We start from the raw sequence: 13,775 nt of genomic DNA, 5'->3' as shown, positions 1-13,775 counted from the left end.
CATGAATGGATCGAGGGTCGGTAATGATTGATACGCGTCGTTGGTTCTGGCTGGGCGGGGTGGTCCTGCTGTGCCTGTTCGTCTGGCTGTTGCATGCCATTCTTTCGCCGTTTCTGGTGGCGCTGCTGTTGGCTTACATGGGCGACCCTCTGGCCGATCGGCTGGAAAAACTCAAGATGTCCCGGACATGGGCGGTGGTGACGGTTTTCGTCCTGTTCACACTGATCTTCATGGGCTTGCTGCTGGTGTTGGTGCCAATGCTCGCCAAGCAGCTCTACCGGCTCTACGAGCTGGCGCCGCAGATACTGGACTGGCTGCAACACACGGCATTGCCCTGGGTGCAGGCCAAGCTGGGACTGGCGGAAGGGTTCTGGAAGTTCGACAAGGTCAAGGCGGCGATTTCCGAGCACATGGGGCAGACCGGTGACATCGTCGGAATCGTCCTGGCCCAGGCCACCACATCGACGCTTGCGCTGATTGGCTGGTTGACCAACCTGGTGCTGATCCCGGTGGTCTGCTTCTACCTCTTGCGGGACTGGGATGTGATGATGGCCAAGGTTCGCAGCCTGCTGCCGCGTCATCGTGAGAAGAAGATCGTAGCCCTGGCTGACGAATGCCACGAAGTGCTAGGCGCGTTCATTCGCGGGCAGTTGCTGGTGATGGTCGCACTGGGGGTCATTTACGCGGCCGGCCTGATGCTGGTCGGTCTCGAGCTGGGCCTGCTGATCGGCGTGATCGCAGGGCTGGCCGCCATCGTGCCTTATATGGGGTTCGTGATCGGTATCGGGTCGGCGATCCTGGCGGGCTTCTTTCAGTTCGGCGGCGACCTGTATCCGATGCTGGGCATCGTGGCCGTGTTCATGGTGGGGCAGGCGCTCGAAGGCATGGTCCTCACACCGCTGCTGGTGGGCGACCGTATCGGTCTGCACCCTGTGGCGGTCATTTTCGCGATTCTGGCGGGCGGAGAGTTGTTCGGTTTCACCGGCATTCTCCTCGCGCTGCCTGTTGCCGCGGTGATCATGGTTCTGGTACGGCACGTACACGACCTGTACAAGGATTCGGACATCTACGGTGGCATGGAGGATCCTGAGCTATAAGGGACCGATGCTCGCTTGCAGTGAAATGAGAGGGCTAAAGGGCGGGGCGGGTCGATCACAAGCCTGTGGCAACGAGGCCGCATGCCGGACTCGACCTGCCCCCTTTCGTGATCTGACCGTGAACCGTAACAGCAGGCGCATTGGGTCACCTGTCATGGCGCCGAATCCGGCGTCTTGCCGGGAGCGGATGCAACTCGTTGATTTTGCAGGCCGACTGGCGGATTGTGCGGCTGGCCTCTCGGGTATAAACTTTGCACACTTTACACAGAGGCCCCTTGGCGGTTCGTCATCGAACCGGTCAGCCAGCATGAAACCAGTTCAGCTGCCCCTGAGTGTGCGTCTGCGTGATGACGCCACCTTCATCAATTACTACCCAGGCGCCAATGCCGCTGCACTCGGCTACGTCGAGCGCCTGTGCGAGGCCGATGCCGGGTGGACCGAGAGCCTCATCTATCTGTGGGGCAAGAACGGGGTAGGGCGCACACACCTGCTGCAGGCTGCCTGCCTGCGCTTCAAGCAATTGGGCGAACCGGCCGTCTACCTGCCGATGGCCGAGCTGCTGGAAGAGGGCGTCGAGCTGTTCGATCACCTTGAGCAGTACGAACTGGTCTGTCTTGACGATCTTCAGGTCGTGGCGGGCAAGCCCGAATGGGAGGAAGCCCTTTTCCACCTGTTCAATCGCCTGCGCGACAGTGGTCGACGCCTGCTGATCGCGGCGTCCTGTTCGCCACGGGAGCTGCCGGTCAAATTGGCAGACCTCAAATCGCGCCTGACGATGGCACTGGTCTTTCAAATGCGGCTGCTGTCCGACGAAGAGAAGCTTCGTGCGCTGCAATTGCGCGCGTCTCGCCGCGGTTTGCACCTGACGGATGAAGTCGGGCATTTCATTCTGACTCGAGGCAAGCGCAGCATGAGCGCGTTGTTCGATCTCCTCGAGCAACTCGATCAGGCCTCGCTGCAGGCTCAGCGGAAGCTGACCATCCCCTTCCTTAAAGAAACGCTCGGCTGGTGACGCTGCCAGAGGTGGACCCGGCGGTGGTGCAGCAGACGGTCGCCGCCCTGCGCCGCGCGGACCGCATCCTGATCATCACGGGCGCCGGGTTGTCGGCGGATTCGGGTCTGCCGACCTATCGTGGTGTTGGCGGCTTGTACAACGGCCAGACCGACGATGGGCTGCCGATCGAAAGGGCGCTTTCCGGGCCGATGCTGCGACGTGATCCTGCCCTGTGCTGGAAATACATTGCCCAATTAGGTAGCGCTTGCCTGGGTGGACAGCCCAATGCGGCGCATTTTGCGATCGCACAACTGCAGCGATATAAGCCGGAATGCTGGGTGCTGACTCAGAACGTTGACGGTTACCATCGGGCGGCGGGCAGCCCGCCCGAACGGTTGATCGAGATTCATGGGCAGATCGCACCGCTCTACTGTCAGTCCTGCGGCGCGCAGGACCCGGAGCTGAGCGCTCACTTGCAACGTGCGCTGCCGCCGTTGTGCGCGCATTGTGAGGGTGTCCTCAGACCGCCGGTCGTCTTGTTCGAGGAGATGTTGCCGGAGCTGGCATTGAATGTGCTGTATGCAGAGATGGCAAAAGGCTTTGACGCTGTACTCAGTGTTGGAACCACGGCCAGTTTCCCGTACATTCACGAGCCGCTGGTGCGAACGCGAATTACGGGAGGCTTTACCGCTGAGATCAACCCTTCGCCGACCGATCACTCCAGGCACATGGACGCTGTTATGAGGTGCCGAGCCTTAGATGTGATGGGGACACTGGCAAGTCACATTTGTTTCGATTGAATTTGCAAATGACGACGATTGAAGGCATAGTCTCGGCTTCTTTACACCTTAGCCACGGTCGTGCCCATGCTGAATCGCTTCGCACCCCTCGTGCCTCTCGCACTCGTGACCCTGCTGTTCGGCTGCGCGGCCCAGATGCCAGCATCGCAACAGCAGGCGCAGATTCCACCGTTCAAGGACTCTGCCACCGCTCAAACCGCCAACCGCGCTGGGTATTCGGCATCCGCCCTGGATGACGAAATCGCCACCGAAGACGAGCTGGCGCAGTTTGCCGACAACAAACCTTATCAATTGCCCCTGCTGGCCGACAGTATTCTGGAACGTGGCAAGTCGCTGATCGGCACCCGTTACCGGTTCGGCGGCACCTCGACCGCCTCCGGCTTCGATTGCAGCGGCTTCATCGGTTATCTGTTCCGTGAAGAAGCAGGCATGAGCCTGCCACGCTCTTCCCGCGAGATGATCAACATCGATGCCCCTCTGGTCAAACGCAACGACCTCAAGCCTGGTGATCTGCTGTTCTTCAGCACCGCTGGCCGTGGTCGTGTGAGCCACGCGGGTATCTACCTGGGTGATGACCAATTCATTCATTCCAGCAGCCGTCGCAGTGGCGGTGTACGCGTCGACAGCCTCGACGATGCGTACTGGGCTCGGACGTTCATCGAAGCCAAGCGTGCGTTGGCCATGGCACCTTCCCATGTGCCTGAAACGACGACTGCGATGACCTCGACTACAATCAAGCGCCAACATCGTAAATAACCGTTGTTACCGGGTTTGGCCCGGACTGTGAAACGTCGCGATACGGGTTTGGCAAGGCAAGACAGGCGAAAGGGCCGGGTTTGGATGTTCGGCCCCGGTTTTTTTGCTGTTTTACCGGGCTGGCACCGAACGCAGCCGATTCTGCGCAGTCTTGAATGAACCCGGCTCCCGGCAGAGCAAGCCGCATCCTATGAAGGTTGTTGTGTTTATGTCGTATACGGTTCGTCTGGCTGTAGCTTCTTTGGCGGTATTACTGGCAGCGTGCTCCAGCCATCCTCCGCCCTCTCCACCGAAGGTCGTTTCCCGGCCTGTGGTTTCCGCTCCCTCTCAATTTTCTTCGCCTGTCGCTGATGACGTCTTGTTGCGCGCCATTGGGCTGGTGGGGACACCGTACCGCTGGGGTGGCAACACGCCTGATTCCGGCTTCGATTGCAGCGGCCTGATTGGCTATGTCTACCGCGATGCCGCGGGGATCCTGTTGCCGAGGTCGACGCGCGAGATGATCAGCCTGCGGGGCCCAGACATCGATCGCAGCCAGCTACAAACAGGGGATCTGGTATTTTTCGCCACCAACGGCGGGTCGAACGTGAGCCACGCCGGTATCTATGTCGGTGAGGGGCGGTTCGTTCATGCGCCGGCCACCGGTGGCACGGTCAAGCTCGACAGCCTCGACAAGCCGTATTGGCAGAAGGCCTGGCTGAACGCCAAACGGGTGATCCAGCCTTCGAACCTGGCGCGCAGTAACTGACCTGCTCAAGTGCTCTGTGTCGGTTTGCTGTTGCGCCAGCAGCAGGCCGGCCTGGTGCCGACAGGGGATGCCCAAGCCAGCGGCTTTCAGCGACAGACGCACGACGCTTTGATTGACGCTCCGTAGTCAACCCTCTAACCTTCGCCGATTGTTTCAGGTGCCCGAGAACACGGGTGAAACAGGGAAGCCGGTGCGAACGCTCTGCGATCCATCCCGGCACTGCCTCCGCAACGGTAAATGAGCCAAGGCCCGCACAATGCCACTGTGTCCGAAGGACATGGGAAGGCGCGTGGTTTTTCATGAGTCCGGAGACCGGCCTGATCCATTCCACAGCATCACGGAGGGCGATGCTCTGCGCAGGCTCGATTCGTTTCGATGCCTGCCGTCAGTCATTGCGCGTGTTCTCCGTTTGCCACACCTGCCCTCAAGCGGAGAGCTGAGATGAGCGAATCCCCCGAACGTGACGAACGCCACCTGGCGCGCATGCAGCGCAAAAAGGCGGTGATGGACGAACGCATTGCCAGTGCGCCCAATGAGTGTGGCCTGGTACTGGTACTGACCGGTAACGGCAAAGGCAAGAGCAGCTCGGCGTTCGGCATGCTGGCGCGTGCCATGGGCCACGGGATGCAATGCGGGGTCGTGCAATTCATCAAGGGTCGCAACGCCACCGGGGAAGAGCTGTTCTTCCGCCGCTTTCCCGAACAAGTGCACTACCACGTCATGGGCGAAGGCTTCACCTGGGAAACGCAGGATCGCCAGCGTGATATCGCCGCTGCGCAGGCCGCCTGGGCGGTGAGCCAGACGCTGCTGCGGGACCCCGCGATCGGCCTGGTGATTCTCGACGAATTGAACATTGCCCTCAAACACGGCTACCTCGAACTGGACCAGGTACTCAGTGACGTGCAGGCCCGTCCGCCCATGCAGCACGTGATCATCACGGGCCGAGGTGCCAAGCAGGAGCTGATCGATCTGTCCGACACCGTGTCCGAGATCGGCGTGATGAAGCATGCCTTCCAGGCCGGAATCAAGGCGCAGAAGGGTATCGAGTGGTGACAGAGCCCCGTCAGTGCCCCGCTGTTCTGATCGCCGCACCCGCTTCTGGCCAGGGCAAGACCACCGTCACCGCAGCGCTCGCTCGCCTTCATCGCAACCAGGGCCGCGACGTGCGCGTGTTCAAGTGCGGGCCGGACTTTCTCGATCCGATGATTCTCGAACGCGCCAGCGGTCATCCCGTGTATCAACTGGACATGTGGATGGTGGGCGAAGCCGAGAGCCGCCGTTTGCTGTGGGAAGCTGCCGCCGAAGCGGATCTGATTCTGATCGAGGGCGTGATGGGGCTTTTTGACGGCACGCCCTCCAGTGCCGATCTGGCCAGGCGTTTCGGCGTGCCGGTGCTGGCGGTCATCGACGGCACGGCCATGGCTCAAACCTTCGGTGCACTGGCATTGGGGCTGGCGCGCTATCAACCGGACCTGCCATTCGCAGGCGTGCTGGCCAACCGCGTCGGCACGGTGCGTCATGCTCAGTTGCTCGAAGGCAGCCTGACCGAAGGGCTGCGCTGGTACGGGGCGCTGTCTCGCGAGACCGCGATTGAGCTGCCGAGTCGTCATCTCGGGCTGGTTCAAGCCAGCGAACTCAACGATCTGGACATGCGGCTGGATGCTGCTGCAGCAGCACTGGCCGAAACCTGTGATGCAACCCTGCCGCCCGCCGTCACTTTCGATGCCCCTGAGTTCGTCGCGGCAGCGCCGTTGTTGACGGGCGTGCGGATCGCCGTCGCCCGTGACGAGGCCTTTGCGTTCATTTACGGTGCCAGCCTCGATCTGCTGCGGGCAATGGGCGCCGAATTGTCGTTTTTCTCGCCGATCCATGATTCGCAGTTGCCGGAGGCCGACAGCCTGTACCTGCCTGGGGGCTACCCCGAACTGCACCATCTTGCATTGGGGCAGAACCGGCCGATGCTTCAGGCCATTCGTGCCCATCATGCTGCGGGCAAACCGTTGTTGGCCGAGTGCGGTGGCATGTTGTATCTGCTCAACGCACTGACCGACGTGCAAGGGCTGCGTGCCGAACTCGTCGGCTTGCTCGATGGCGAGGCGGTGATGCAAAAGCGTCTTGCAGCCTTGGCGCTGCAGTCGGTAGAGCTACCGGAAGGCGTATTGCGCGGGCACACCTATCACCACTCGCTGACCAGCACCGAGCAGGTGCCGATCGCCCGTGGCATCAGCCCCAATGGTGGGCGCGGCGCGGAAGCGGTGTACCGCGATGGACGGATGACCGCGTCGTACGTGCATTTCTATTTCCCTTCCAACCCACAGGCGATGGCGGCGCTGTTCTTGCCATGACGGTCCATCCACCACGCCCGCTTGAGGGCGCCATGACTGACCCGGCTTTCAGCGAGCAGGAGCGCGCGGCGGTCTACCGGGCCATCGCCGAGCGTCGCGACATGCGTCACTTCAGCGGCGGCGAGGTCGCGCCGGCGCTGTTGGCCCGCTTGCTTGAAGCGGCCCACCACGCGCCCAGTGTCGGCCTGATGCAGCCTTGGCGTTTTATCCGCATCAGTGATCGCGCGTTGCGTGGGCAGATTCAAGCACTCGTCGAAGAGGAACGGCTGCGCACGGCGGAAGCGCTGGGCGAACGTTCCGATGATTTCATGAAGCTCAAGGTCGAGGGCATCAACGACTGCGCCGAAGTGCTCGTCGCAGCCCTGATGGACGACCGCGAGAAGCACATTTTCGGCCGTCGTACCTTGCCGGAAATGGACATGGCTTCGCTGTCCTGCGCCATCCAGAACCTGTGGCTGGCGGCTCGCGCCGAAGGGCTGGGCATGGGCTGGGTATCGTTGTTTGACCCGGCGGCGCTGGCCGACCTGTTGCACATGCCGACCGGATCGAAACCGTTGGCCATTCTCTGTCTGGGGCCGGTCGAGGCGTTTTACCCGGCGCCTATGCTGGTATTGGAAGGCTGGGCGCAAGCGCGTCCGCTGCAGGAATTGGTTTTTGATAACACCTGGGGGGTGAAGTCATGAGCGTGGCCCTGTTGAGTGTCGCCGGGGTGGCACTGGACGCGTTGCTGGGCGAGCCGAAACGCAATCACCCGCTGGTTGCGTTTGGTCGATACGCCGAGCGCCTCGAGCAACGCTTCAATTCCGGCGGTCGTGGTTGGCGCAGCCACGGCGTCACCGCCTGGGTTCTAGCGGTTGTGCCATTCACCCTCTTGGCGACGCTGCTCAGCGCGCTGCCGTACGTTGGCTGGCTGGTCGAGGTGGCGGCATTGTACTGCGCCCTTGGCCTGCGTAGCCTCGGCGAACATGTCGAACCCGTGGCACAGGCGCTGCGAGGCGACGACATCGAAGCGGCCCGCCAACGCGTGGGTTACCTGGTCAGCCGTCAGACGTCAGAGTTGGACGCCACCGAAGTGGCCCGCGCAGCCACTGAGTCGGTATTGGAAAATGGCAGTGATGCGGTGTTCGCGGCGATCTTCTGGTTCGCGGTGCTCGGTGCGCCTGGGGTGGTCCTGTACCGGTTGAGCAATACCCTGGATGCCATGTGGGGCTATCGCAACGAGCGCTTCGAACGGTTTGGCTGGGCGGCGGCAAAAATCGACGACCTCCTCAACTACCTTCCCGCGCGCTTGGTGGCCCTGACTTACGCGTTGTTGGGCAAGACCCGTCTGGCGCTGCGCTGCTGGCGCGCTCAGGCGCCAAAATGGGACAGCCCCAATGCCGGTCCGGTGATGGCGGCGGGGGCCGGTGCATTGGGCGTCGAATTGGGAGGGGCTGCGATTTATCATGGCGAGCTGCATCAGCGGCCAACATTGGGCGAAGGCGCTGCCGCCGATGCGGATGCCATCGATCGTGGCTGGAGCCTGGTCCAACGTGGGGTCTGGTTGTGGTTACTGGTGCTGTGTCTGGGAGCTGAATTCTATGCTTGAGCACGGTGGGCGCTTGCGCGGCGCAGTCGCGAAGTACGGGATCGATCAAGCGGACTGGCTCGATCTGTCCAGTGGCATCTCCCCATGGTCATGGCCGATTCCGCCGATTCCGGCCGCGGCGTGGGCGCGTTTGCCGGAAACCGAGGACGGTCTGGAAGACGCGGCTCGCGCTTATTATGGCGCACCTGACGTGCTGCCCGTGGCCGGCTCCCAAGCCGCGATCCAGGCGCTGCCGCGTCTGCGTCAGGCAGGCAAGGTTGGCGTTCTCTCGCCGTGCTATGCCGAACACGCCGAGGCGTGGCGCAGCACCGGATTTCTGGTGCGTGAAGTGCTGGAGCACGAGGTCGACCGCTTCATCGACGTCCTTGACGTGCTGGTGGTGGTGAACCCCAACAACCCCACTGGCCTGAGCGTGCCCCCGGCGCGTCTGCTGGAGTGGCACGCGCGTCTGGCACAGCGCGGTGGGTGGCTGGTGGTCGACGAAGCCTTCATCGATAACACGCCGGGGCTGAGCCTGGCGGCAGAGACGCAGCGTCCGGGCTTGATCGTCCTACGTTCGTTCGGCAAGTTCTTCGGGCTGGCCGGTGTTCGTCTGGGGTTCGTGCTCGCCGAATCGCGCTTTCTCAAAACACTCGCCCGGCAGATCGGGCCCTGGTCGGTCAGTGGCCCTGCGAGGGTGCTGGGGCAGGCATGCCTTGAGGACCTCGACGGGCATCGTGTGCAGCGCGAGCGCACCGAGTTCGCTTCCCGACGGCTGGTGGCGCTGCTGACGCACTTTGGCTGGGCGCCTCAAGGGGGGTGCGCACTGTTCCAATGGCTGGTTACTGCACGGGCGACCGAGCTCTATGAGTTCTGTGCCCAGCGGGGCATTCTCTTGCGCATTTTCTTGAATGATGGCCCGCACAACAGCAGCCTGCGATTCGGTCTGCCGCGGGACGAGTCCGATTGGACACGCCTGGAACAAGCGCTGTGCGAATTTACCCAGGAGCGTGCATGACTATTTCCCGCACTGGGCGAACGTTGATGGTGCAAGGCACCACATCGGACGCTGGAAAGAGCACGCTGGTGACCGCGTTGTGCCGCTGGTTGACCCGTCAAGGCGTTCGGACCGTGCCCTTCAAGCCGCAAAACATGGCACTCAACAGTGCCGTCACCGCCGACGGCGGCGAAATCGGCCGCGCGCAAGCCGTCCAGGCCCAGGCCTGTGGCCTGGAACCTCACACCGACATGAACCCGGTGCTGCTCAAACCCAACAGCGACACTGGCGCGCAGGTGATCATCCACGGTCGCGCCGTCACCACCATGAACGCGGTGGCGTATCACGATTACAAGGTCATCGCGATGCAGGCGGTGCTCGCTTCACATCGGCGCTTGAGCGAAACCGGCGCGGTGGTGATGGTGGAAGGCGCCGGGTCGCCAGCGGAAATCAACCTGCGCGCAGGCGACATTGCCAACATGGGTTTCGCCGAAGCCGTCGATTGCCCGGTGTTGCTGGTGGCCGACATCAACCGCGGCGGTGTTTTCGCGCATTTGGTGGGCACGCTGGAATTGCTGTCGCCGAGCGAGCAGGCTCGGGTCAAGGGTTTCGTCATCAACCGTTTTCGAGGGGACATCGCCTTGCTGCAACCGGGCCTCGATTGGCTGGAAGCGCGCACCGGCAAACCGGTGGTAGGCGTGTTGCCTTATGTCATGGATTTGCATCTGGAGGCTGAGGATGGCCTCGATCGACGCCAGATCGACAAGGCCGAACGTGTGCTCAATGTCGTGGTGCCGGTCCTTCCGCGCATCAGCAACCACACTGATTTCGACCCGTTGCGCCTGCATCCGCAGGTGAACCTGCAGTTCGTTGGCCCCGGCCAGCCCATTCCCGCCGCCGACCTGATCATCCTGCCGGGCTCCAAGAGCGTGCGCAGCGACCTGACCTATCTGCGCCTTAACGGCTGGGACACCGCCATTCAACGCCACCTGCGTTATGGCGGCAAAGTATTGGGCATCTGCGGCGGGCTGCAAATGCTGGGTGAACACCTGCACGATCCGTTGGGGTTGGAGGGCCCGGCCGGATCGAGCCCCGGGCTGGGGTTGCTGGCCCTCAGTACCGTGCTGGAAAAGGAAAAGCAGCTATGCAACGTCAAGGGGCGTTTGCTCCTCGAGGGAGCGGACGTCGTGGGTTACGAGATTCACGCGGGCGTGACACAGGGGCCAGCGCTGGAGGCCCCCTTGGTGCAACTCAGCGATGGCCGCTGCGACGGCGCGATGAGTGCCGATGGCCAGGTGCTTGGAACCTATCTGCATGGGCTGTTCGAACACGCGGCGTCCAGCAGCGCCTTGTTACGTTGGGCGGGCCTGCAGGACGTGCAGCCGGTCGATTATCACGGCCTGCGCGAGCGTGACATCGAGCGCCTGGCGGATCTGGTGGACAAGCACCTGGATGGCACATTGCTGCGTGAACTCTGCGGTGTGGAGGCGGCATGGTGCAGGAGCTGATCCTCGGGGGTGCACGTTCCGGCAAGAGTCGACTGGCGGAAAAACTGGCCGTCGATAGCGGGCTTGACGTCGTGTACATCGCTACCAGCCAGCCGCTGGACGGTGAAATGAATGCACGAGTGGCGCTGCACCGTCAGCGCCGCCCCGCGAACTGGGGGCTGGTGGAGGAGCCGCTCGAACTGGCCCGCGTATTGAAGGAGAACGCTAGACCAGAGCGTTGCCTGCTGGTGGACTGCCTGACGCTGTGGCTCACCAACCTGCTGATGCTGGACGATCCGCAGCGACTGGCGCAGGAGCGCGACGCATTACTGAAGGGCCTGGCCGCGTTGCCGGGCCACATCATTTTCGTCAGCAACGAAACCGGGCTTGGCGTGGTGCCGCTTGGTGAGCTGACCCGTCGTTACGTCGATGAGGCCGGGTGGTTGCATCAGGCGCTGGCCGAACGTTGCCAGCGCGTGGTGTTCACTGTCGCAGGGCTGCCCATGACCTTGAAAGGATCCGCACTATGAGTAAAGCCTGGTGGCTCGTACCCGCTCCCCAACCCGATCAGGCCATTCGCGAGGAGGCGTTGGCCCGACAGCAGCAGTTGACCAAGCCCGCCGGGTCATTGGGCCAACTTGAAGTCCTCGCCGTGCAACTGGCCGCCATTCAGGGCAGGGCAAAGCCCAAGGTCGATCACGTATGGATCGGCATTTTTGCAGGGGACCACGGTGTGGTCGCAGAAGGCGTTTCGGCCTATCCGCAAGAAGTCACCGGGCAGATGCTGCATAACTTCATCACGGGCGGCGCCGCGATCAGCGTACTGGCCCGGCATCTGTCGGCGCAATTGGATGTCGTGGATCTGGGCACGGTTTCCAGCGTGAGTCTGCCGGGGGTACTGCACTTGAACCTGGGGCCTGGAACGGCCAATTTTGTCCAGCGCGAAGCGTTGACCCCTACCCAGTTGGAGAGCGCCCTGAGTGCCGGCCGTGACAGTGTGTTGCGGGCCAAGGCCGCCGGTGCCGAACTGTTCATCGGCGGCGAAATGGGCATCGGCAACACCACGTCCGCCAGCGCAGTGGCCTGCTCATTGCTGAACTGCCCGGCCTCGGCGCTGGTAGGCCCTGGTACCGGGCTCGACAGCGAAGGCGTGCTGCATAAGGCGCAGGTGATCGAGCGAGCGCTGCAGGTCCATGCCGCCGAAGCGGGCAACGCCTTGGGCAGCCTGCGTGCGCTCGGCGGGTTCGAAATCGCTGCGCTGGTCGGCGCTTACCTGGCCTGTGCACAGGAAGGCGTTGCAGCATTGGTGGACGGCTTCATTTGCTCGGTCGCGGCATTGGTGGCCGTGCGGTTGAATCCGACAGCTCGGCACGCCCTGGTTTTCGGTCATCGCGGCGCAGAGCCCGGGCATCGCCATGTGCTGGAGGCCTTGCAAGCCGAGCCGCTGCTGGAACTGGGCCTGCGATTGGGCGAGGGCAGTGGGGCCGCGCTGGCAGCGCCTCTATTGCGCATGGCGTGTGAGCTGCACAACGGCATGGCAACTTTCGCTGAGGCAGCCGTGGCGGATCGACCGGCATGACGCTGCACCTGGACCTGTTGCGTCATGGTGAGACCGAGCACGGTGGCGGGCTGCGGGGCAGTCTGGACGACGCACTGACACCGCTGGGTTGGCAGCAAATGCAGGATGCCGTGAGTGTGGGCCGCGATTGGGATCGGATCGTCAGCTCGCCGCTGCAACGCTGCGCGCGCTTCGCAGAGGACCTGGCCGCAAAACTCGGTGTGCCGTTGCATCTGGAGGCGGATGTAAAGGAGCTGCATTTCGGGGATTGGGAAGGGCTGAGCACGGCCCAGTTGATGGCCACCGACGCCGAAGGTCTTGGCCTTTTTTGGGAAAATCCTTACACCTTCACGCCGCCGAATGGCGAGCCGGTAAAAGCTTTTTCCGAACGTGTGACCGAAGCTATCCAACGGCTTTACGCGGCGCACCAGGGCGAACGGGTGCTGCTCATCTGTCATGGAGGTGTCATGCGCTTGCTGTTGGCGTTGGCCCGCGGCGTGCCGCGGGAGCAGTTATTGCAGGTGGTGGTGAGTCACGGCGAGCGCTTTTCTCTTCAGGTCGACGCTCAGGGCACACTGAAGGAGGTGTGAATGTTGCCGTTCTGGATCGCCCTGCAGTTTTTGAGCAGCCTGCCCATTCGCCTGCCTGGCATGCCGACGCCCCAGCAGTTGGGGCGCTCACTGTTGTTCTATCCCGCGGTGGGTGTCCTGTTCGGCCTGATATTGATGGGACTGAATCTGTTATTGACCGGGGCACCGCTGTTGCTGCATGCCGCCCTGCTGTTGTCCGCTTGGGTGCTGCTCAGTGGCGCATTGCACCTGGATGGCCTGGCGGACAGCGCCGATGCCTGGCTAGGCGGGTTCGGTGACCGTGAGCGAACCCTGGCGATCATGAAGGACCCGCGCAGCGGCCCGGTTGCAGTGGTGACGCTGGTGGTGGTGCTGCTGTTGAAGTTCACGGCGATCCTGGCGTTGATCGACGCGCATCGGTCGATAGGGTTGTTGCTCGCGCCGGTGCTTGGGCGGGCGGCGATGCTGGGGTTGTTCCTCAATACGCCTTATGTCCGTTCTGGAGGATTGGGGCAGGCGCTGGCGGATCATTTGCCACGTCCGCTCGGCGCCAAGGTCCTCATCGCCACCCTGGTCGGCTGCGTCGCGGTGGCGGGTGTCGCAGGGGGGTTGGCCGTCTTGGTCGCCACGGCCGGCTTTTTCGGATTGCGCCGGCTGATGATTCAGCGCCTGGGGGGCAGCACGGGGGACACAGCCGGTGCGCTGCTGGAGTTGCTGGAAGTCTTGGTGCTGGTCACCTTGGCGCTAAGCTGATCCATTGGACCGAGCCGCGCCAGGCGGGCCCAATGCGAAGCGCCCATGCTCATCTCCGCCCCGTCGATTGACACCCCTTCCGCCTTGGGCGTAGCTTCGCTGAC

At 62.8% G+C, this 13,775-nt stretch carries 15 protein-coding genes and 1 riboswitch; all 15 genes read left to right on the top strand.

What is annotated here, in order from left to right; translation table 11 throughout:
* The first annotated feature begins 23 nt into the window (after positions 1 to 23).
* The 15 genes from DBP26_RS07695 to DBP26_RS07625 all read left to right on the top strand — a co-directional run bounded on the left by DBP26_RS07695 (position 24) and on the right by DBP26_RS07625 (position 13,671).
* Positions 24 to 1,097 (top strand): AI-2E family transporter, encoded by a 1,074-nt coding sequence (locus tag DBP26_RS07695; protein WP_108237281.1) that lies wholly within the window; start codon positions 24 to 26, stop codon positions 1,095 to 1,097.
* 307 nt (positions 1,098 to 1,404) lie between these two features.
* On the top strand, positions 1,405 to 2,109 hold the full coding sequence (gene hda / locus DBP26_RS07690) for a DnaA regulatory inactivator Hda (RefSeq protein WP_108237280.1): 705 nt from the start codon (positions 1,405 to 1,407) through the stop codon (positions 2,107 to 2,109).
* A 2-nt stretch (positions 2,110 to 2,111) separates the two neighbouring features.
* The gene (locus DBP26_RS07685; RefSeq protein ID WP_256601705.1) at positions 2,112 to 2,891 is read left to right on the top strand and encodes an NAD-dependent protein deacylase; all 780 of its coding nucleotides are present in this window, start codon (positions 2,112 to 2,114) and stop codon (positions 2,889 to 2,891) included.
* A gap of 66 nt (positions 2,892 to 2,957) precedes the next feature.
* Entirely contained in the window at positions 2,958 to 3,647 is a 690-nt protein-coding gene (locus DBP26_RS07680) for an NlpC/P60 family protein (RefSeq protein ID WP_108237279.1), read from the top strand.
* 208 nt (positions 3,648 to 3,855) lie between these two features.
* Positions 3,856 to 4,395 carry a C40 family peptidase gene (locus DBP26_RS07675; RefSeq protein WP_108237325.1) on the top strand — a complete coding sequence of 180 codons (540 nt, stop codon included), beginning with the start codon at positions 3,856 to 3,858 and terminating at the stop codon, positions 4,393 to 4,395.
* 138 nt (positions 4,396 to 4,533) lie between these two features.
* A riboswitch (cobalamin riboswitch) is annotated at positions 4,534 to 4,731 on the top strand.
* Between the two features lie 105 nt (positions 4,732 to 4,836).
* Positions 4,837 to 5,448 (top strand): cob(I)yrinic acid a,c-diamide adenosyltransferase, encoded by a 612-nt coding sequence (cobO, locus tag DBP26_RS07670; RefSeq protein ID WP_108237278.1) that lies wholly within the window; start codon positions 4,837 to 4,839, stop codon positions 5,446 to 5,448.
* A complete protein-coding gene (locus tag DBP26_RS07665) occupies positions 5,445 to 6,740 on the top strand; it encodes a cobyrinate a,c-diamide synthase (protein WP_108237324.1) in 1,296 nt (431 codons plus the stop codon). The genes cobO and DBP26_RS07665 overlap by 4 nt, the downstream gene beginning before the upstream one ends.
* Before the next feature lie 32 nt (positions 6,741 to 6,772).
* Complete coding sequence (gene bluB, locus DBP26_RS07660; RefSeq protein WP_108237277.1) at positions 6,773 to 7,423, top strand: 5,6-dimethylbenzimidazole synthase; 651 nt, start codon at positions 6,773 to 6,775, stop codon at positions 7,421 to 7,423.
* Positions 7,420 to 8,328 carry an adenosylcobinamide-phosphate synthase CbiB gene (cbiB, locus tag DBP26_RS07655; RefSeq protein WP_108237276.1) on the top strand — a complete coding sequence of 303 codons (909 nt, stop codon included), beginning with the start codon at positions 7,420 to 7,422 and terminating at the stop codon, positions 8,326 to 8,328. The genes bluB and cbiB overlap by 4 nt, the downstream gene beginning before the upstream one ends.
* Positions 8,321 to 9,325: a threonine-phosphate decarboxylase CobD gene (gene cobD / locus DBP26_RS07650; protein WP_108237275.1), complete on the top strand. Its 1,005-nt coding sequence runs from the start codon at positions 8,321 to 8,323 to the stop codon at positions 9,323 to 9,325. The genes cbiB and cobD overlap by 8 nt, the downstream gene beginning before the upstream one ends.
* A gap of 2 nt (positions 9,326 to 9,327) precedes the next feature.
* The gene (locus DBP26_RS07645; protein WP_177411028.1) at positions 9,328 to 10,812 is read left to right on the top strand and encodes a cobyric acid synthase; all 1,485 of its coding nucleotides are present in this window, start codon (positions 9,328 to 9,330) and stop codon (positions 10,810 to 10,812) included.
* Complete coding sequence (cobU, locus tag DBP26_RS07640; RefSeq protein ID WP_108237323.1) at positions 10,800 to 11,321, top strand: bifunctional adenosylcobinamide kinase/adenosylcobinamide-phosphate guanylyltransferase; 522 nt, start codon at positions 10,800 to 10,802, stop codon at positions 11,319 to 11,321. Before DBP26_RS07645 ends, cobU begins: the two co-directional genes overlap by 13 nt.
* Positions 11,318 to 12,370, top strand: a complete 1,053-nt coding sequence (cobT, locus tag DBP26_RS07635) for a nicotinate-nucleotide--dimethylbenzimidazole phosphoribosyltransferase (RefSeq protein ID WP_108237273.1) — start codon at positions 11,318 to 11,320, stop codon at positions 12,368 to 12,370. The genes cobU and cobT overlap by 4 nt, the downstream gene beginning before the upstream one ends.
* Positions 12,367 to 12,939, top strand: a complete 573-nt coding sequence (gene cobC, locus DBP26_RS07630) for an alpha-ribazole phosphatase family protein (protein WP_108237272.1) — start codon at positions 12,367 to 12,369, stop codon at positions 12,937 to 12,939. The genes cobT and cobC overlap by 4 nt, the downstream gene beginning before the upstream one ends.
* A complete protein-coding gene (locus DBP26_RS07625) occupies positions 12,940 to 13,671 on the top strand; it encodes an adenosylcobinamide-GDP ribazoletransferase (protein WP_108237271.1) in 732 nt (243 codons plus the stop codon).
* The last annotated feature ends 104 nt before the right edge of the window (positions 13,672 to 13,775 follow it).

This window comes from Pseudomonas sp. RIT409 (genome assembly GCF_003052515.2).
In the GTDB taxonomy this organism is placed as follows: Bacteria; Pseudomonadota; Gammaproteobacteria; order Pseudomonadales; family Pseudomonadaceae; genus Aquipseudomonas.
Note: the sequence above shows the minus strand (reverse complement) of the source record. Positions and strands in the feature narration are given on the sequence as shown.

Coding starts and splice junctions, on each gene's coding strand:
- DBP26_RS07695 (WP_108237281.1), top strand. CDS start 24: ATGATTGATACGCGTCGTTGGTTCTGGCTGGGCGGGGTGGTCCTGCTG.
- hda (WP_108237280.1), top strand. CDS start 1,405: ATGAAACCAGTTCAGCTGCCCCTGAGTGTGCGTCTGCGTGATGACGCC.
- DBP26_RS07680 (WP_108237279.1), top strand. CDS start 2,958: ATGCTGAATCGCTTCGCACCCCTCGTGCCTCTCGCACTCGTGACCCTG.
- DBP26_RS07675 (WP_108237325.1), top strand. CDS start 3,856: ATGTCGTATACGGTTCGTCTGGCTGTAGCTTCTTTGGCGGTATTACTG.
- cobO (WP_108237278.1), top strand. CDS start 4,837: ATGAGCGAATCCCCCGAACGTGACGAACGCCACCTGGCGCGCATGCAG.
- bluB (WP_108237277.1), top strand. CDS start 6,773: ATGACTGACCCGGCTTTCAGCGAGCAGGAGCGCGCGGCGGTCTACCGG.
- cbiB (WP_108237276.1), top strand. CDS start 7,420: ATGAGCGTGGCCCTGTTGAGTGTCGCCGGGGTGGCACTGGACGCGTTG.
- cobD (WP_108237275.1), top strand. CDS start 8,321: ATGCTTGAGCACGGTGGGCGCTTGCGCGGCGCAGTCGCGAAGTACGGG.
- cobT (WP_108237273.1), top strand. CDS start 11,318: ATGAGTAAAGCCTGGTGGCTCGTACCCGCTCCCCAACCCGATCAGGCC.
- cobC (WP_108237272.1), top strand. CDS start 12,367: ATGACGCTGCACCTGGACCTGTTGCGTCATGGTGAGACCGAGCACGGT.
- DBP26_RS07625 (WP_108237271.1), top strand. CDS start 12,940: ATGTTGCCGTTCTGGATCGCCCTGCAGTTTTTGAGCAGCCTGCCCATT.